At 65.3% G+C, this 16,195-nt stretch carries 19 protein-coding genes; 9 read left to right on the top strand and 10 right to left on the bottom strand.

Annotation, left to right across the window (positions count from 1 at the left end; all coding sequences use genetic code 11):
* Nucleotides 1-7 precede the first annotated feature (7 nt).
* The 3 genes from BQ2383_RS03985 to BQ2383_RS03995 are packed head-to-tail and all read right to left on the bottom strand — an operon-like array spanning nucleotide 8 to nucleotide 2,289.
* A complete protein-coding gene (locus BQ2383_RS03985) occupies nucleotides 8-1,066 on the bottom strand; it encodes a hypothetical protein (protein ID WP_091029869.1) in 1,059 nt (352 codons plus the stop codon).
* A 13-nt stretch (nucleotides 1,067-1,079) separates the two neighbouring features.
* The gene (locus BQ2383_RS03990) at nucleotides 1,080-1,700 is read right to left on the bottom strand and encodes a DUF4304 domain-containing protein (RefSeq protein ID WP_091029874.1); all 621 of its coding nucleotides are present in this window, start codon (nucleotides 1,698-1,700) and stop codon (nucleotides 1,080-1,082) included.
* A gap of 10 nt (nucleotides 1,701-1,710) precedes the next feature.
* Nucleotides 1,711-2,289 carry an ankyrin repeat domain-containing protein gene (locus BQ2383_RS03995; RefSeq protein ID WP_091029877.1) on the bottom strand — a complete coding sequence of 193 codons (579 nt, stop codon included), beginning with the start codon at nucleotides 2,287-2,289 and terminating at the stop codon, nucleotides 1,711-1,713.
* A gap of 137 nt (nucleotides 2,290-2,426) precedes the next feature.
* On the opposite strand from BQ2383_RS03995, the gene BQ2383_RS04000 reads away from it, so the two are divergent.
* From BQ2383_RS04000 to BQ2383_RS04030, 7 genes are all read left to right on the top strand, one after another.
* Nucleotides 2,427-3,146 carry a hypothetical protein gene (locus tag BQ2383_RS04000; RefSeq protein ID WP_091029880.1) on the top strand — a complete coding sequence of 240 codons (720 nt, stop codon included), beginning with the start codon at nucleotides 2,427-2,429 and terminating at the stop codon, nucleotides 3,144-3,146.
* A gap of 60 nt (nucleotides 3,147-3,206) precedes the next feature.
* Complete coding sequence (locus BQ2383_RS04005) at nucleotides 3,207-3,941, top strand: ABC transporter ATP-binding protein (RefSeq protein ID WP_091029882.1); 735 nt, start codon at nucleotides 3,207-3,209, stop codon at nucleotides 3,939-3,941.
* Nucleotides 3,938-5,278, top strand: coding sequence for an FtsX-like permease family protein (locus BQ2383_RS04010; protein WP_091029884.1), 1,341 nt, complete (start codon nucleotides 3,938-3,940; stop codon nucleotides 5,276-5,278). Before BQ2383_RS04005 ends, BQ2383_RS04010 begins: the two co-directional genes overlap by 4 nt.
* A 127-nt stretch (nucleotides 5,279-5,405) precedes the next feature.
* Nucleotides 5,406-6,314: an ABC transporter ATP-binding protein gene (locus BQ2383_RS04015; protein WP_091029886.1), complete on the top strand. Its 909-nt coding sequence runs from the start codon at nucleotides 5,406-5,408 to the stop codon at nucleotides 6,312-6,314.
* A 22-nt stretch (nucleotides 6,315-6,336) separates the two neighbouring features.
* Complete coding sequence (locus BQ2383_RS04020) at nucleotides 6,337-7,143, top strand: ABC transporter permease (RefSeq protein ID WP_167381528.1); 807 nt, start codon at nucleotides 6,337-6,339, stop codon at nucleotides 7,141-7,143.
* A gap of 71 nt (nucleotides 7,144-7,214) precedes the next feature.
* A complete protein-coding gene (locus BQ2383_RS04025) occupies nucleotides 7,215-8,378 on the top strand; it encodes a sensor histidine kinase (RefSeq protein WP_167381529.1) in 1,164 nt (387 codons plus the stop codon).
* Complete coding sequence (locus BQ2383_RS04030) at nucleotides 8,375-9,037, top strand: response regulator (protein ID WP_091029896.1); 663 nt, start codon at nucleotides 8,375-8,377, stop codon at nucleotides 9,035-9,037. Before BQ2383_RS04025 ends, BQ2383_RS04030 begins: the two co-directional genes overlap by 4 nt.
* A gap of 129 nt (nucleotides 9,038-9,166) precedes the next feature.
* Here the strand turns inward: BQ2383_RS04030 and BQ2383_RS04035 are convergent, their stop codons facing one another.
* The 7 genes from BQ2383_RS04035 to BQ2383_RS04060 form a co-directional block, all read right to left on the bottom strand.
* A complete protein-coding gene (locus BQ2383_RS04035; protein ID WP_091029899.1) occupies nucleotides 9,167-9,532 on the bottom strand; it encodes a PIN domain-containing protein in 366 nt (121 codons plus the stop codon).
* Between the two features lie 8 nt (nucleotides 9,533-9,540).
* Nucleotides 9,541-9,852, bottom strand: coding sequence for a helix-turn-helix domain-containing protein (locus tag BQ2383_RS04040; protein ID WP_167381530.1), 312 nt, complete (start codon nucleotides 9,850-9,852; stop codon nucleotides 9,541-9,543).
* A gap of 86 nt (nucleotides 9,853-9,938) precedes the next feature.
* On the bottom strand, nucleotides 9,939-10,499 hold the full coding sequence (locus BQ2383_RS04045) for a dihydrofolate reductase family protein (RefSeq protein ID WP_091029905.1): 561 nt from the start codon (nucleotides 10,497-10,499) through the stop codon (nucleotides 9,939-9,941).
* Nucleotides 10,496-11,044 (bottom strand): TetR/AcrR family transcriptional regulator, encoded by a 549-nt coding sequence (locus BQ2383_RS04050; RefSeq protein WP_091029909.1) that lies wholly within the window; start codon nucleotides 11,042-11,044, stop codon nucleotides 10,496-10,498. The genes BQ2383_RS04045 and BQ2383_RS04050 overlap by 4 nt, the downstream gene beginning before the upstream one ends.
* A 35-nt stretch (nucleotides 11,045-11,079) precedes the next feature.
* A complete protein-coding gene (locus tag BQ2383_RS19585; protein WP_262001525.1) occupies nucleotides 11,080-11,214 on the bottom strand; it encodes a hypothetical protein in 135 nt (44 codons plus the stop codon).
* A 120-nt stretch (nucleotides 11,215-11,334) separates the two neighbouring features.
* Nucleotides 11,335-11,688, bottom strand: a complete 354-nt coding sequence (locus tag BQ2383_RS04055; RefSeq protein WP_091029913.1) for a cupin domain-containing protein — start codon at nucleotides 11,686-11,688, stop codon at nucleotides 11,335-11,337.
* Nucleotides 11,689-11,710: 22 nt separating this feature from the next.
* Nucleotides 11,711-12,130 (bottom strand): rhodanese-like domain-containing protein, encoded by a 420-nt coding sequence (locus tag BQ2383_RS04060; RefSeq protein WP_091029917.1) that lies wholly within the window; start codon nucleotides 12,128-12,130, stop codon nucleotides 11,711-11,713.
* Between the two features lie 93 nt (nucleotides 12,131-12,223).
* Between BQ2383_RS04060 and BQ2383_RS04065 the strand changes: the two genes are divergently transcribed.
* A complete protein-coding gene (locus BQ2383_RS04065; protein ID WP_029262414.1) occupies nucleotides 12,224-12,682 on the top strand; it encodes an Lrp/AsnC family transcriptional regulator in 459 nt (152 codons plus the stop codon).
* 518 nt (nucleotides 12,683-13,200) lie between these two features.
* The gene (locus BQ2383_RS04070) at nucleotides 13,201-16,158 is read left to right on the top strand and encodes a DEAD/DEAH box helicase (protein WP_167381531.1); all 2,958 of its coding nucleotides are present in this window, start codon (nucleotides 13,201-13,203) and stop codon (nucleotides 16,156-16,158) included.
* Nucleotides 16,159-16,195 lie beyond the last annotated feature (37 nt).

The raw sequence follows: 16,195 nt of genomic DNA on the forward strand, positions 1-16,195 counted from the left end.
CGACCCCTCAACTCGCGATGCGGCCACCCAGTGCGGGGCGACGGGCCCACTTCATCCGCAGCCGCTGCACGCCCGTCACCGCGTCGGCGCGCACGGCTGCGTACGTCGAGGATTCGACGAACCACGGCTCGATCGTGAACATGTCGCCCTGCCAGCGGAAGCCGAGGCCGGTCATCGAGAGGCCGAGGATCTGGGCGAACTCCGCGGCCGCGTCGTCCAGAGCCTGTCTCGACATGACGGCATCCGCGGGTCCGATGCGCTCGAGAACAGCGGTGAAGGCGGGCCAGAAGTCGTCGAATCCCCGCAGCCACACCGGGTCCGTGTGGAGTTCGCTCAGAAATCCACCAGCGGGGACGACGGCGTCCCGGGCGGCGGCATACGCGAGTCCGCGCCACCCGATCAGCACAGAACTCGTCACCTCGAACACCAGCCGGTCGACGGAGCGATGACCTTGGTACGTGGCGACAGCTGTATCGAGGTTGGCCTGCAGGTCGGCGATGACCGCGGCCGGCTCCCACACCGGCTCGCCACGGCGGAACTCTTCACCGACACTGATCTCTGCCCGGTACTCCTCGATGATCGCTGCAGCTCCGCCCACGAGATTGAGATCACGGAAGCTCGCGGTCGCATCAGGCTGGTAGACCTGTCGGTTCTGGTGCATGACGACGTGCTGCGTTTCGTGCAGGAGCACGCGCCTGGCGATCAGTTCGTTGACCTCGGTCTGGTCGCGGTCGAGATCATTGCGGAAGTAGTGCGCGTGGAGCAGCACGACGGCGCGGCCGTCCGGCAGCCGGATCGTCTTCCCTGCGGAGAGTCCCGCACCGTGCTCGACGGTATGGATTCCCGCGGTGTCCTTCTCGGGAGACCAGCGCGCCACCGAACCGGCCATGTATCCGGTCACCACCAACTGCACGCGTGAAGGATCCGGAACCGAACGGTCGAGGTGCGCCCAGCACCACGCGAGCGTCATCGGCACCGACGGAGGCTCGAGCGTGACATCGACCAGCTCGAGATCGACGCCCTCGATCAGCAGCTCGACCAGCGGCTGCGGCGTGCTGTCCGTCATCCGATCGCGCCGGTCACGGGGTGGCGAGCCAGCTTCGCCAGGGCGTTTCCGGGGAGATGTGCGCGGCGACGGCGTCGAGCATCCCCGCGAGTTTCTCCCACCGCGGCTGTGCGCCGAAGTACTCGTGGAGTCCGGTGACGAAGGCCTGTGCGCGGTCCAGCTGATCGTGCTGCAGATACCACGCGAAAACGCCCTCGAAAACGGAGAGCTTCTTCCCGGAGAGATAGTCGACGGCATCGGCCGTCGTCGTGAACTCGTTCATCCGGCCGAGCAACGCGTCGATACCGCGAACCCCCACCGCACCGATGTCGGCCGGGTCGGATTCCTGCGTGATGGTGATCGCCTCGGGGAGGCTCCGATCGACGTTGTGAGGGCGGAACATGAAATTACTCGGGCGTGGCCTGCTATCCACCCCGACCAGGAGTTCGTGGATTGCCGGCAGGTGGATGATGCCGTTGAGGTACACGAAGCCTTGCGCCCCGCCGACGCGACTGCGCTGAATCTCCACTGTCTGGACCGTCTCACCGACCGAACGTCGGAACTTGGTGGTTCCATCCGCCTCGAACCCCTTCTGCAGGAGATACGGCTTCAGGGTGTTTTTCACCGCGCTGGTGATGATGTCGGCGGGCCTCATGGTCCTCTCCCTACTCTTTCGCTGGGGTCTCGGGAGCCTGCTGGCCGCGCTCTGCGAGGTAGGCGGCCGCACGGCGCTTCAGGTCGGAACGATGCGGTTCGCGCATGAGCTGGATGCTCTCGTACACCGAGCGTCCATCCTTCGCCGTTGCCAGCAGATCGAGGTGCGGCTGTTCGAAGAACACGTCGTAGAACGGCGCCAGCGTGGCATCCGAGAGCTTCGCCTGACGGGCGATCGTGAGCAACGGGGTGCGGAACCGACCGGAGAAGTGATTGATGTCGGCACCCGCCTCGATGAGCCGGCGCAGCAACGGCACCTCCGCCGGCACGTCGTGGTCACCCCGGCCGAGCAGGGCGTGCAGCACGGTGTTCCGCTCGCCACCGACCCCGGAGAGGGCTGTGGCATCGGCCCCCTCGTCGAGCAGGAACGAACTGATCGCCACGCGTGCCGAGAGGTCACCGTTGGTCAGAGCGCGGTGCAGCAGGGTCTGCCCGTCACCGAAGTCACGCCCGGCGTCGCCCGGCTGGAATGCGGCGACGAACTCGTCGAACGAGGCGTTCGCCGCGAGGAACCACACGTCGGTGCTCACGAGGCACCGCCTTCGATCTGGCTGTGGGAGACACGGAAACGGGGATGCATGCGCACCACGCTAGCCGACCACCTCGAGGGCCCGAACCTCATCCCGTGGTTGGTGTTCGCATGAGCCGCGTTGGATACCGTGGAGTCATGAGCGATGCGAAGAAGACGACCGGCGTCATCGCGGGACGAGCAACGACAGGAGCGGCGGCGATCGCCGTCGCCGTGCTTCTGGCCGGCTGTTCTCCCTCGGCGCCGACCAGCGAAACCACCCCGACCGCGAGCGTCGAGGAGCGGTATCAGGAACAACTGGCCGAGCAGCGTCTCGAGTCTCTCGTCGACCCGATATCTCCGCTTCCGGCCGCGGCGCCGACGACGCCCGCCGGCACCACGCTCGGTGACGGCGAATGGGCTGTCGTCGGTCGGGAGTGGGCCTCGGACCAGACCACGATGACCGTCGGCGTCGTGCCCATCTCGGCGACGCCGGGCGACCTCGAGGCGGACTTCGCCTACGTCCCCGATGACGAGCGGGCGAAGCTCGGCGACGTCACGCCGCTGTACGTCGACTATCAATACGCGCTCCTCGAGGGCGAGCGCATGTATCCGGCGGTGACTGCGGTCCAGCTGGTCCTGTCCGATGGCTCCCTCGCCGACATCCCGATCATCGTCGGCGGCCTCGGCCCGTCGCAGACCGACGCGTTCTGCGCACGGGAACCGGCGGCGTCGGACTTCCCGCAGGAAGTCGGAGATGTCTACCAGGGGTGCAAGATCTTCCTCATCCCGAAGGGCCTCGATGCCGTCAGCGTGCAGTGGGGCGGCGAAGGGGTCTACACCACCGAAGGCGTGCGCTGGCCGATCCCGGCCGCATGATCCCTGATCTCATCCCGTGGTTGGTGTTCGCGTGATCCGGCGCGTTCTAGCGTCGGCTGCATGCACGCATCAGATCACGCGAACACCGTCGACAGCCAGGAACGGAAAGCACGCCTCCGTGCGACCGACCTGACCCATCACTATGGTTCGACGGTCGCGCTCGACCGGCTGTCGCTGACGATCCTCGACGGCGAAGCCGTGGCGATCATGGGGGCATCCGGATCGGGGAAGAGCACGCTGCTCCTCGCGCTGGCCGGGGTCATCCGCCCCGACTCCGGCACGGTGATGCTGCACACCGAACAGGGCGCGGTGGATGTGGCGGCGATGGCGGATCGTGAGCGCTCTGCCCTGCGATTGACGGAATTCGGTTTCGTCTTCCAGGACGGAATGCTCATTCCGGAGTTGACCGCCGCAGAGAATGTGTCTCTGCCTCTGCTGTTGAACGGCGCAGGTCGGGCGGATGCCGAGCGGACCGCCGAGAGTCTGCTCGCGGAGCTGGGCTTGGGCGGGTTGGGAGACCGCCGGATCGGCCAGCTCTCCGGCGGACAGGCGCAGCGGGTCGCCATCGCCCGCGCACGCGCGACGAACGCCCGCGTGATCTTCGCCGACGAACCGACCGGGGCGCTCGATTCGCGCACGGCGTCGGATGTTCTCGGGGTGCTTCTGGCGGCGACATCGGGGCAGGGGCGATCCCTGGTCGTGGTGACGCATGACGAGGATGTCGCCGCGCGGTGCGATCGGGTGGTGCGCCTCCGCGACGGACGAATCAATGCCGCCAAGGAGGCGTCCCGATGAGACTGCGGGCGCTGGCCGTGCTCGTGCGTCCCTCCCGCGGCGACGCTTCCGCCGTGACGCTGCCTGTGGTGGCCTTCGCGATCATCGGAGCGGTGACGTATCTGGCTGCAGCCCTGGCGAGGTTGTTCTGGATGGCGTCGGATGACGGTTTCGGCCAGTACAGCATCCTGGCGGTCGCCATGGTCGCTGTGCTGGTGGTGCCCGCCGGCACTCTGGGGACATCGGCAGCTCAGCTTTCCGCCCGTCGAAGGGAAGACCGTCTGGCAGTGCTGCGTCTGCTGGGCGCGTCATCGACGTGGGTCCGTGGGTTCGCCGTGATCGAGGCGTCTCTTCTCGCTGCGGCTGGGGCGATCGCCGGCCTGCTCGGCTATGCCGTTCTCGTCCCCGCGCTCAGCTTTGTGCCGATAGCCGGCGAGCGCCCCGCTCTCTCCGAGGTGTGGCTCCCGGCATGGACACTCGGCGTTCTGGCCTGCGCCCTCACAGCCGTGGCGGCGATCAGTGCCGCGGTCGGGCTGCGCCGCGTGATCATCTCGCCTCTGGGAGTTCGGATGCGGACGGATGCTCCGCGTCTCCACTGGGTCCGGTTGCTGACGGGCGCCGCCGTGCTCGCCGGTGGCGTCACTCTGATGCAGGTCACGTCGGTGAGCTGGGGCGCTGTGGGGATCACCGCGGCGATCGTGGTCGTGCTCGTGGGGGTGATGGCGGTCCTCAATCTCGTGGGGCCGTTCCTGATCGGCGGGGCCGCCCGGCGGAAGCTCGCTCGTGCCCGCACGGCCGAAGACCTGATCGCAGCTCGCGGCGTGCTGGAGTCTCCGGCGGCGGCGTGGCGATGGGTGTCCGGGGTGGGATTGGCGAGCTTCATCGCGGTTCCGGCAGGGTCGGTTCTGGGGTTCCTCGACATGGTGCAGAACGGCGACACCGTCCTCGCGGCGGACCAGCTGGTGTTCTTCGCAGACATCCGCACGGTCGTCATCGCCGCCGTGGCCGTGTCGTATCTGCTCGTGGCCTGCACCGTCGGCATCACTCAGGCGGCGTCCGTGCTGGAACGTCGCGCCCTCTACGTCAGTCTCGACCGGTTGGGCATGCCGCCACGGGTGATGAATCGCTCCCGACGTCTCGCCGTGGCCTCTCCGCTGCTCGTCGCGGCGGTCTTTCCGGCCATGGCCGCATGCGTCCTGTTCGCCCCGGTGGTCGCACTGTCGGTCTTCACCGCCCCTCTGTTCATCGCGACCGTCATCGTGTGCATCGCGCTCGGCGTTCTGCTCGTGCAGCTCGGGGTCGTCGCGACGGCTCCCCTGCTGCGGCGCGTCCTCGCTGAGCCCGACCGGGCTCTGTAGGCCCTCCTCCGGACGCCCCCATCCGTCGGTGGACCTCGAAGATCAACCCCTGGTTGGCGGGCGGGCGGAGTGCGAATTTCTAGCCTGGAAACAGGTCAGCGATGGACGCTGGATCGAAGGAGACGCAATGACGATCGAGGTTCAGAATCTCAGCAAACGGTACGGCGATCGCTATGCCGTGCGAGACGTGTCGTTCACGGTTCAGCCGGGTGCGGTCACGGGATTTCTCGGGCCGAACGGAGCGGGCAAGTCGACCACGATGCGCTCGATCGTCGGACTCGACCGCCCGTCTTCGGGGCAGGCACTGATCGACGGGAAGCAGTACGCCTCCTACCGAGCACCGTTGCAGCAGGTGGGCGCTCTGCTCGACGCGAGATCGGCCCACAAGTCCCGCACGGCCGTGAACTACCTGGCCTCGATCGCGGCCACCCATCACATCCCGACGGCCAGGGTCGATGAGGTGCTCGACGCGACCGGACTGACGTCGGTGGCGAAGAAGAAGGTGGGCGGGTTCTCGCTGGGCATGGGCCAGCGGCTCGGCATCGCCGCCGCACTGCTGGGCGACCCGTCGACGTTGATCCTCGATGAACCCGTGAACGGTCTCGACCCCGAAGGCGTCACCTGGGTGCGGACCCTGCTCGGTGATCTCGCCGCTGAGGGGCGCACCGTGTTCCTCTCGTCGCACCTGCTCAGCGAGCTCGCACTGATCGCGGACCACGTCATCATCATCGGACGCGGCGAGATCATCGCGGACTCACCGATCGACGCTCTCACGGCGGGCGGGCAGACCAGAGTGCGGGTGCGCACCACGGACACCGCCGCATTGAGCAACCGGATCGCGAACGCCGGCGTCACGGTCACCTCTTCGGAGCTGGAGCTCTTGGAGATCGACGGACTCACCGCGGAGGAGATCGCTCGGGCAGCGCACGAAGCCGGCATCCTCCTGACGGAGCTGACGCCTGTACGCCAGACCCTCGAAGACGCCTACAACGCGCTGACCAGAGAGGCCGTCGAGTATGCCTCGACCGGGCTCTGAGATCAGCACCGCAGAAAGGACCATGATGACCACTCTCACCGAGCCGGTGAAAGCCACCGGAAGAAATGCCGACCTCCCCGGCGCGATCCGTTCGGAATGGATCAAGTTCCGAGGCCTCACCTCGAACTTCGCCCTGGCCGGATTCACCCTGCTGCTGCTCATCGCGAACGGGATTGCGATGCCGTTGGCCTACGTGTTCCGTGACCGCGGTTCGCCCAAGGCCGACTACGAGGCCTACGCGGAGATGATCGTCGACAAGACCGGATACGTCGGCGTCGTCCTCGCGGTCCTCGCCGCCCTGATGGTGACCAACGAGTACCGCTCGGGTCAGATCAAGACGACGCTCCTGTCGGTCCCCCAGCGGGTTCCGGCGCTGGTGGCGAAGGCCACGATCATCGCCGCCGTGTCCTTCGTGATCGGCGTGGTCAGCTCGAGCATCGGATTCGCGATCGCGCCGACCATCCTCGCCGGCGGTGGTTACAGCTATCCGCTGGATACCGCTGATGCGATCCGCCTCATCCTCGGGTCGGGGCTCTACCTGGCGACGCTGAGCATCATCGGCATCGCCGTCGGCTCGCTCATCCGGAACGTGGTCGCGGCCGTCCTGACGACCATCGTGTTGCTGATTATCGTGCCGGTGATCCCGCAGATGTTCTCCGAGTACGGCACCGAGATCACCCGCTTCTTCCCGATCGAGTCCGGGTCGCTCCTTCTGGCACCCCTCGGAACCGACCCGATGGGGCCCTGGGGCGGCTATCTCGTACTCTTGGCCTGGAGCGTCGTCCTGTTCACCGCCGCCGCGATCGTGCTCAGACGCCGGGACGCATGACCGCATGCGGACGGCGGTCCGGGCTCCGGGCCGCCGCCCCGATGCCGCAGAAGGAACAGCACGCAGGACGGATGCTCGAGAAGATGCGCTGGTTCACATCACACCCGTTCGTCGTCGACGTGCTGGTGGTGATCGCCGCCGCCGCTCTGCAGGTTCTCGCCTTCGCCCTGGCCGGGCAGGGTCCGCTCTGGCCCGGTGCCCTGATCGCCGTCGTCTCATCCGCACCGCTGTTCTGGCGTCGCCGATCACCGTTGCTCACACTCTGCGCGACCGTGTGCGTCGGCGCCGCCGCCGTGTGGGTGCTCCCCGGCGTCGGGGCGCTGAGCATCCCGTTCGCGTTCGCGCTCTACACCGTCGCCGCCACTCGCCCCTTTCCGCGCGCCGCCCTCGGATACGCGATCGGCGTCTGCCTTCCTGCGCTGAGTGCCTTCGCGCTCTTCCTGACGAACGGGCAGACGTTCTCACCGCTGTTCCTCGACCCGCTCGCACTCGTCGCGCTGTCGCTGGGGCTCGCCGGGAAGAACCGCCGGCAACGTCAGGAGTCACACGCGGCGCTCGTGGAACAGCGACTGGAGAACGCGCGGGTCAGCGAACGGAACCGGATCACTGCCGAGATGCACGATGTCGTCGCCCACTCGATCTCGATCATGATCGCCCTCGCGGACGGCGCATCGACCGGGTGGCAGAAGCATCCCGACCGTTCCGCAACCGCGCTACGGAACCTGAGCGACGTCGGAAGAACCGCGCTCAGCGACATGCGCCGCATCCTTCACCTGCTCCGCGATGACGATGCAGGGCTCGCAGAAGCACTGCATCATTCCGGCCACAACCTTCCCGACCTGGAAGAACTCGTCGACGTCTTCCGCGCTGCGGGACTCCCCGTGCACCTGGTCCGCGTCGGAAGCGCCATCCCGCACGACCCCACCCTGGCGACCACCGTCTACCGAATAGTTCAAGAGGGCCTGACGAACGCGCTGCGCTATGCCGAAGGAGCCACCCGCGTCGAAGTGCGAGTCGAATCCGACGCGGCCAGGATCGCGCTCATGATCACCGACGACGGACACGCGCCGGCAGCCGGGGCGCCGAGCCAGGGCAGCGGCAGAGGGCTCCGCGGCGTCGCGGAACGCGCCGCCGCGTATTCGGGCACCAGCGCGAGCGGACGACTCCCCACCGGCGGGTGGCGAATGACCGCGACCCTGCACCTCGACGACGAAAGCCGAGCCGATCCCTCATGACTCCGCCACCGATCCGCGTCCTGGTCGTCGACGACCAGCCCCTCGTGCGCATGGGCAACGCGCTCGTGCTCGACAGTGCCGACGACATCGACGTCATCGCCGAAGTCGGCAGCGGCGAAGAGGCCGTCGCCCTGGCAGCGGAGCTGCGCCCCGACGTCGTGCTCATGGACGTGCGCATGCCCGGCATCGGCGGCATCGAAGCCACCCGACGGATCACGACCGAAGACTCCCGCATCAAGGTCATCGTCTTCACGACCTTCGACATCGACGAGTACGCCTTCGGCGGGCTCCATGCGGGCGCGAGTGCGTTCCTCCTCAAGAGCGCCACGCCGGAAACACTCACCGCGGCCGTCCGCACCGTCGCCGCGGGCGACAGTGTCGTCGAACCGCGCATCACGACACAACTCATCGACCACTACGTGAAGCGCGACGCGACTCCGGTCACCGGCAGCCCGCCCTCACCCCTCGACCGTCTCACTCCTCGCGAATACGACGTCTTCCTCGCGATCGCCACAGGGCTCTCCAATCCGGAGATCAGTGCGCGCCTGCACCTCACTCCGGCGACGGTGAAGACCCACGTCAACCGCGTCTTCGCCAAGCTCTACCTCAGAGACCGCGTGCACGCGGTCATCCTCGCGTACAAGCTCGAGGTGCTGTGAGACCGAACTGCACCGGTGGCGCCAGACGAGCGTTCACTCTGCGTGCTGGTGATCTCGAGGATCATGAGGACGCCGTCGCGCCCGAGTCGGCGGAGCCACACGGATCACACAGCGGACGATCCGAGGTCATCAGGACCTGACAGCCGACATCGAGAGCCTGTCGAGATCCACGACGCCGAAGTCCTTGATGTTCTCGGTGACGATCACACCGGCGCCAGCTGCGTGGGCTGCAGCGATGTGCGGCTGATCCTTCGGATCCGTATCGACCATGTCAGCGATCTCAGCCTCCGAAACGAGCACGTCCCAGCCGAAGCGGCGCCGGAGGTCGGAGATCTTCGCGGCACGCTCATGCTGGTGCCGTTGCGCCTCGGTCTCGCCGAACTCAGACCAGCAGACACGGTAGTCCGAGAACACAGCGCCGATGATCAGCAGGCCGCGCGTCACGGACGGGATGAGAACATTGGCGTCCAGGTAGACCAGGCTCTTCCGCGGCACTGCGACGCTCAGAAGTCGTCCGCGAATGCCTGGCCGAGCTCGCGGACATATCCGGCTCGGAATCGCTCGAAATCTGCGACCGCGATGATGTTGCGGTTACCCCGCTTCGAGGCTCGCAGCGCTCCCGAAGTGATCTTGCGCAGCACGGTCGTGCGGGAGAGACCGAGTTCCTGAGCGACCTGCTGCGGGGTCATCGTCGGCGTCTTCGCGTCGATGGTGATGACCTTCCCGGCATCGAGCTCCGCGACGATCGTCTTGAGCAGCTCCTCGCGCCACTTCACGCCGGCGGGCTTCTTCTCGAGCTTCATCAGGGTGCTCATGGCCATCCTCCACGGTCAGTTAGCCGCTCTATCTGACCATTGTGACACACAGAATCGAGGCCGCGAACCCCCTGCTCCGCGTCCGGCTATGCCCGCGCCACGTCATACGTGACTCGGACGAGACCGTCGTCCGGGGTGGAGTGGTGACCGCGAAGGGTGAGGAGGACGTCACGGTCGAGCTCTCCGAAGAGGCGACTTCCGCGACCGAGCAGTATCGGTGCGATGGAGACCGTGATCTCGTCGATGAGCCCTGCAGCGAGGAAGGATTGGATGGTCCGCCCACCATCGACGTAGACGCGCTTCGCGTCGATCGCCGCGAGCATGTCACTCGCGTGCTCCACGGAACGAGCGACCTGCGCGTGCGGGCTCGCATCGAGCGTCGAGCTGAGCACGATCACCGTCTTGCCCTCGAAAGGCCACTGCTCGAAACCCGACACGGTGTCGTATGTGGTGCGACCCATGACGATCGCGTCGACCGTCGGGAAGAAGGTCTCCCAGACGAGTGCCGGGTGTGCGCCCTCGTCGGCGATGTGTGCACGCCGGTCGGGCTCGGTGAGCCAGGTGAGGTCTCCGTCGGGTTTGGCGATGTAGCCGTCGAGGCTCACTCCGATGAACGCGCATCCGCGCCAGGTGCGGTCGAGGGTCATGTCCAGCCTTTCAAGAGGTGGTCGATGGTGTCTTCCGGCGAGGTGGGTTCGAGCGACACCGCCTGCCGGTAGAGACTGCCGTGCAGTGCATCGAGCAGGGTCAGGGCCGCCGTGCGCCGGTCGACGTCGCGGCGGAGCGGCAGGTGCCGGAACAGTGCCTCGAAGTAGCGGGCCTGACGATCCCACCCCTCACGGAGGAGGTCAGCCGCCTCGGGAGACCAGAGGTCGCGCATCAACTCTCCGAGTCCCGCGATCGCCGCCGATGACGAGGCCGTCGCGAAGTGCGCTTGACCGTAGGAGTGAAGCTCCGCCCGCGCATTCTCCGGGTCGATGGGCGCGACCGGGATCCCGTCGATCCAGTGCCGGGAGAGCGCATGGAGCAGGCGCTCCTTCGATCCGAACCGCTTGATCAGACCTGCCGCACTGATCCCCGCGGCGGGTGCGACGTCGCCGAGCCCCCACGGTTCGGTCGATGTGCGCAGACGCAGCGCGTCGTCTATACGCTCCAGCAGCTCGGCGTCGGAAGAACGAGGAGGGCGACTCATCCCATTAGTAAATCACAGTTCACTAATTGAGCTGTTCACGACTCCTGATCAGGATCCACGGCGGCACTCGCCTCGAGCTCGCGAAGGCGTTTCAGCTGCGCCCACGGCCAGAAGGCGATCCACCCGATCGAGACGATCGAGGCCCCCATGATCATCGAAGCGATATCCATGCGATCCACGCTACGGAAACCGGATGCTCGCGAGCATCCCCCGAGCGACGGACTTGAGGCCCTGGGTTCCTGCCAACCCGCGACGGCATGGATACTTCAGGCCACCCAGCGACAAATGCCTCACACCGCGTCGACGGGCCGTCTGTCTCCTCGAGTGTTCGGCGTGCTGATCACAAGGAATCGTGTCTCCGTGTTCCCCGGATTGAAGAACCGATGCGTGAGTCCGGGCGGGATATCGACGCCCTGTCTGGGGGAGAGTTCCACGACCCCTTCGGCCGTCTGCATCTGAGGCGTTCCCTCGAGCACGTAGAAGAACTGCATGGCGGTGTCGTGCACATGCCACTCTTCGCCGGCGCCGGCCGGCACTCGCTCCTCGATCACGGACAGTCCGGGGCTGTCGAGCAATCGCCACCCATCGGCGACCTCGCCCCACACATAGTGATCAGCGTTCGAGACGTCGACGGGTTCGCGCATCTTCCGATCCTCGCAGACACGCTCAGGCGACGGGGGCGGTCAACGGATCGGGCTCGAGCCGGCCGCGGCCGTTGTCGCTGACAGTGGACAGGCCCTCGCGGGCCCAGTACTCGAAACCGCCGATGAGCTCACGCACGTTCGAGTAGCCGAGGGTTGCCAGGGTGAGCGCTCCGCGCGTGCTCCCGTTGCAGCCCGGACCCCAGCAGTAGACGACGATCGGAGCGCCCTTGTCGGGGGCGAAATCAGCGATGCGCCCCTCGAGTTCCGCGTTCGGGATGTGCACCGCGCCGGGGATGCGACCCTGGCTCCAGGATGCGGCCGACCGGGTGTCGATGATGAGCGGTGCGGTCCCGGCCGCGCGGTCCGCTGCAAGGTCGGAGGGGTCGATCTCGAAGGCGAGTTTTGCGGCGAAGAAGTCGGCCGCAGAGAGGGAGAGGGTCATGGATCAATCGAAGCATCCAGGCCGCGGCAGGTGAAGAGACGTTCAACGGCGTATGCCCGTTGCAACGCTGTTTCCCACGGTAGAGTTCGTCGTATGCCTGCGAATTCACGGTTGGATCTGGATAAGACCGATCATGCCATCATCGCGACGTTGCAGGACGATGGACGGATGAGTGTCGCGCAGCTTGCGCGGGCAGTTGCCCTCTCACCCAGTGCAACCGCGGACCGCTTGCGCCGCCTCACCGACGCTGGTGTCATCACCGGCTACTCCATCACGGTGGACCCCGAAGCGCTCGGCTACACGATCACGGCATTCGTACGGCTCGCCTATCCCTCGGGTAACTACAAGCCGTTCCACGACCTCGTCGACAATCTCCCCGAGATCGTCGAGGCTCACCATGTCACGGGCGCCGACTGCTTCATCATCAAGGTCCTCGCCCGATCGATGCGAGACCTGGAGCGCATCACCGGCAGTCTCGCCACACTCGGCGGTGTGACGACCAATGTCGTCTACTCCAGCCCGGTTCCCTCGCGGCACATCATCCCCGCGTAACGGGCGCCCGGTTCACGGGCCCCGGCGCGTGCATCGCGAACAGGACAAAGGCCCCGCATCCCAGTTTTTCCAGGGAGTCGGGGCCTTCGTGGTGGCGGTGACGGTGGGATTTGAACCCATATCACTACCCAGAAAAGGTGCCGACCGTGATGAGGTTCACCGGAATCCTGGCCGTGTTGGTCACATCTGTTCACAGCTCGAAGCGCGTGGGCACACGCAATCCGTTACCGCTGCGTTACTGCTGGAACACCGATCGCCGTCACTCGCAAGGCCTCGGGGCAGCGCGCCGGGCTGGCCTACGTCGAACACTCCATTCTCGGCGCCGACTCACGGCGCGACGATGCGTCATATCCAGCGCCCTTGCCGCCGCGTACGCCAGACTCTGAAGAGGGGGATGCCGGCGCCGGCATCGGAACGGGGGATCGATGCCAACCACGGCCGACGGTGCAGGTGCTCCGGATGCGTTCTCATACTCGCAGGAGCGGTCAGAGAATCGTTGGCGCCTTCGACAGTATCTGGTGAACCACAACGAAATCCTTGCCTCTGCGCTTCCGATGGTCCCCGAGGATGTCATCGCAACTTGGCCGACAACCGTCCCCCTCACTGTTCAGCACGACGGCACTCCCGGCTTACGCCGCCCGCAGTACGGGGCCGTCCACTCACTACTCGGCTACTGGACCACTGACCCGCGATTGCCAGCGACGGTCGTCATGCCGACCGGCACAGGCAAGACGGACACCATGGTGGCGACACTCGTCGCTCAGAGGATTCCGCGGCTCCTGGTTCTAGTTCCGTCGGATGCGTTGCGCGACCAGCTCGCCGTGAAGTTCGAAGTTCTCGGCGTTCTGCCGGGACTGGGTTTCATTGACGACGCTGTGGCGCGGCCCGTCGTGGGCAGACTCTTCGGCCGCCTCGAAAGCAGCGAGGATGCACACGAATTGGCCACCGCATGCAATGTGGTCGTCGCGACGCCCAACGCACTCAACAACACCTCACCGGAAGCTCGGACCGCCTTCCTCTCAGAGTTCTCACACCTGTTCATTGATGAAGCTCATCACGTAGCCGCGCCCACATGGCAACGAATCCGAGACGAGTTCAGCCCGCGGCCGGTCGTCCAATTCACCGCCACGCCTCACCGCCAGGACGGACAACACCTTGGGGGCTCCCTCGTTTACGTATTTCCTCTCCGCGAGGCCCAGAGGGAGGGATACTTTTCGACGATCAGGTACAAGTCGGTGCTCAGTCTGCTGAACCCCGACCTTGAGATCGCCAAGACGGCTATCTCGTTTTTGAGAAGTGACATCCAGGACAACTTCGACCACATTCTCATGGCTCGAACACGTAGCGTCAGCCGCGCAGAGGAGGTGCTTGCGCTATATCAGGACTTAGCGCCCGACCTGCAGCCGGTCCTAATCCATAGCGCAATCCCGAAGAAGACACAGTCGGCCCTGCTGGCCGCAGTCAAGTCTCGAGGTTCCCGAATACTTGTCTGCGTCGACATGTTCGGCGAGGGATTCGATCTTCCGCAGTTGAAGATCGCGGCGCTCCACGATCCTCATCGAAGTCTAGGAATAACGCTCCAGTTCGTGGGGCGCTTCGCACGAGGCGGGGTGAGTGGACTCGGCACGGCAAGTGTTGTCGCTGCGCGGAGCGAAGTACGTCACGACGAAGCTCTGCGGCGCTTGTACGCAGAGGACGCCGATTGGAATCAGATCATCGAGGACCTGAGCGCCGACGCTGTGGACGAGCAGCAGGCGATCGACGAGTTTACAAAGGCCTTCAATACGCTGCCGGACGAGATCTCGATTCATTCCCTGAACCCCGCGCTGAGCACGGTCGTGTACCGTCCGGCGAACGTTGCTTGGCATCCTGACCGGATCGTCGATGCCATCGGTCGGACCAATCTCGTCACCTACCCGGTGCCGGTGAATACTCGCGACGGCGTTGCTTGGTTCGTCACGCGAAGCTCAACCGCACCAAGGTGGGGAGACGTCAGCGAAGGAGATGCGATCAGCTATGACCTGTACGTCATCTATTGGGATGCGGCGCGGGGGTTGCTCTACATAAACAGTTCGAACAACGACTCGGTATACGAAGAGCTCGCCGACGCCGTTATGGGCGAAGAAAACATGAAGCCGGTGCGCGGGGAGGCGATCTACCGGGTGTTTGACGGGGTCCAGCGGTTGACTCCCAACAACGTTGGTCTCCTAGACGCTCGCAACCGCAACAGGAGGTACACCAGCTACAACGGAACCGATGTAACCGATGCGCTTCCGGTTTCGCAGACACAAACGAAGACCCAAACGCACATCGCCGGGACAGGGTTCCTCAACGGTGCTCGGTACTCGATCGCAGGGTCCTTGAAAGGTCGAATCTGGAGTCACCGCACCGCCGACGGCCTCAAGCCTTGGATCGACTGGTGCGATGTCGTCGGGCCGAAGGTTGCTGACGCCTCCATCAGCGTCGACGACATCATGGCTGGCTTCATCCGGCCCGTCGACATCGACGCGTGGCCTGGCTTGCGGGCGCTTGGAGTCGAGATCACCGCGGAACTGGCTCAACTCCTTATTGATGCAGAGTTCGTGGCGAACGGGAAGTCTGCGCCATTTCACGACATCGAGCTGCGTGTGGCCGATCAGCCCACCACCTCGGTCCTCCCGATCGAGGTGATCTCGCCCGATTGGACGGTGGCCTACCAGCTCGTGCTCGAGAAGTCCGGACTTGCTATCAAACCCACCTCGACCACGGATGCCGTCATGGTCAAGCGCACGCGATCCGAGACTTCGCTGTCGCAGCTGCTGACACGATACGGCGTGCGAGTTCTCCTCGAGGCCGATTCCATCGTCGAGCCACCTGGAATACTCCTCCGCCCCAATCGAGAGCTCGAGCCGTTCGACCCGGACAGGTTGCAAGCGATCGCATGGGAGGACGTGAATATTCGTAGTGAGTCGTGGGGCCTTGCTCGCGACCCGCACACTGTGCAGGGGTTCATGATCGCACGCGTGCTGCGAGAAGAGTGGGACATCGTGATCGATGACGATGGTAGCGGGGAGGTCGCAGACATCGTTTGCCTTCGGGTTATCGACGGCGCACTGCTCATTCGATTGATCCACTGCAAGTACTCGCATGGAGATCAACCAGGATCTCGTCTAGCGGATCTGTACGAAGTTGCCGGTCAGGCCCAGCGGTCTGCAGCATGGAGGCGTAACACGGACTCGATGTTCACGAGACTGATTCGCCGCGAACGGACTCGGGCGAAAAAGGATCGAACCGGTTTTGTACTAGGCAACATCGAGCAGTTGCACACGATGTTTGAGCAGTCACCGAATCTAGCCCCGCGTATGCAGATCACGATCGCTCAGCCTGGTCTAAGCGCTGCATTGGTCTCCGCTGGGCAACTCGAGCTTCTTGCGAGCGTCGACACCTATTTGTCAGACACCGCTTTGTCACAGATCGAGGTGATCTGCAGTGTCTAGCCTTGAGCGAGCAACGAAGTTTCCTACTCTCTGCACG

The sequence above is a fragment of the Microbacterium oxydans genome, assembly GCF_900095745.1.
Lineage (GTDB): Bacteria > Actinomycetota > Actinomycetes > Actinomycetales > Microbacteriaceae > Microbacterium > Microbacterium oxydans_B.

Coding starts and splice junctions, on each gene's coding strand:
- BQ2383_RS04025 (WP_167381529.1), top strand. CDS start 7,215: ATGCTCGAGAAGATGCGCTGGTTCACATCACACCCGTTCGTCGTCGAC.
- BQ2383_RS04000 (WP_091029880.1), top strand. CDS start 2,427: ATGAGCGATGCGAAGAAGACGACCGGCGTCATCGCGGGACGAGCAACG.
- BQ2383_RS04050 (WP_091029909.1), bottom strand. CDS start 11,044: ATGAGTCGCCCTCCTCGTTCTTCCGACGCCGAGCTGCTGGAGCGTATA.
- BQ2383_RS04065 (WP_029262414.1), top strand. CDS start 12,224: ATGCCTGCGAATTCACGGTTGGATCTGGATAAGACCGATCATGCCATC.
- BQ2383_RS04045 (WP_091029905.1), bottom strand. CDS start 10,499: ATGACCCTCGACCGCACCTGGCGCGGATGCGCGTTCATCGGAGTGAGC.
- BQ2383_RS04020 (WP_167381528.1), top strand. CDS start 6,337: ATGATGACCACTCTCACCGAGCCGGTGAAAGCCACCGGAAGAAATGCC.
- BQ2383_RS03990 (WP_091029874.1), bottom strand. CDS start 1,700: ATGAGGCCCGCCGACATCATCACCAGCGCGGTGAAAAACACCCTGAAG.
- BQ2383_RS03985 (WP_091029869.1), bottom strand. CDS start 1,066: ATGACGGACAGCACGCCGCAGCCGCTGGTCGAGCTGCTGATCGAGGGC.
- BQ2383_RS04060 (WP_091029917.1), bottom strand. CDS start 12,130: ATGACCCTCTCCCTCTCTGCGGCCGACTTCTTCGCCGCAAAACTCGCC.
- BQ2383_RS04055 (WP_091029913.1), bottom strand. CDS start 11,688: ATGCGCGAACCCGTCGACGTCTCGAACGCTGATCACTATGTGTGGGGC.
- BQ2383_RS04015 (WP_091029886.1), top strand. CDS start 5,406: ATGACGATCGAGGTTCAGAATCTCAGCAAACGGTACGGCGATCGCTAT.
- BQ2383_RS04010 (WP_091029884.1), top strand. CDS start 3,938: ATGAGACTGCGGGCGCTGGCCGTGCTCGTGCGTCCCTCCCGCGGCGAC.
- BQ2383_RS04040 (WP_167381530.1), bottom strand. CDS start 9,852: ATGAGCACCCTGATGAAGCTCGAGAAGAAGCCCGCCGGCGTGAAGTGG.
- BQ2383_RS04005 (WP_091029882.1), top strand. CDS start 3,207: ATGCACGCATCAGATCACGCGAACACCGTCGACAGCCAGGAACGGAAA.
- BQ2383_RS19585 (WP_262001525.1), bottom strand. CDS start 11,214: ATGGATATCGCTTCGATGATCATGGGGGCCTCGATCGTCTCGATCGGG.
- BQ2383_RS04030 (WP_091029896.1), top strand. CDS start 8,375: ATGACTCCGCCACCGATCCGCGTCCTGGTCGTCGACGACCAGCCCCTC.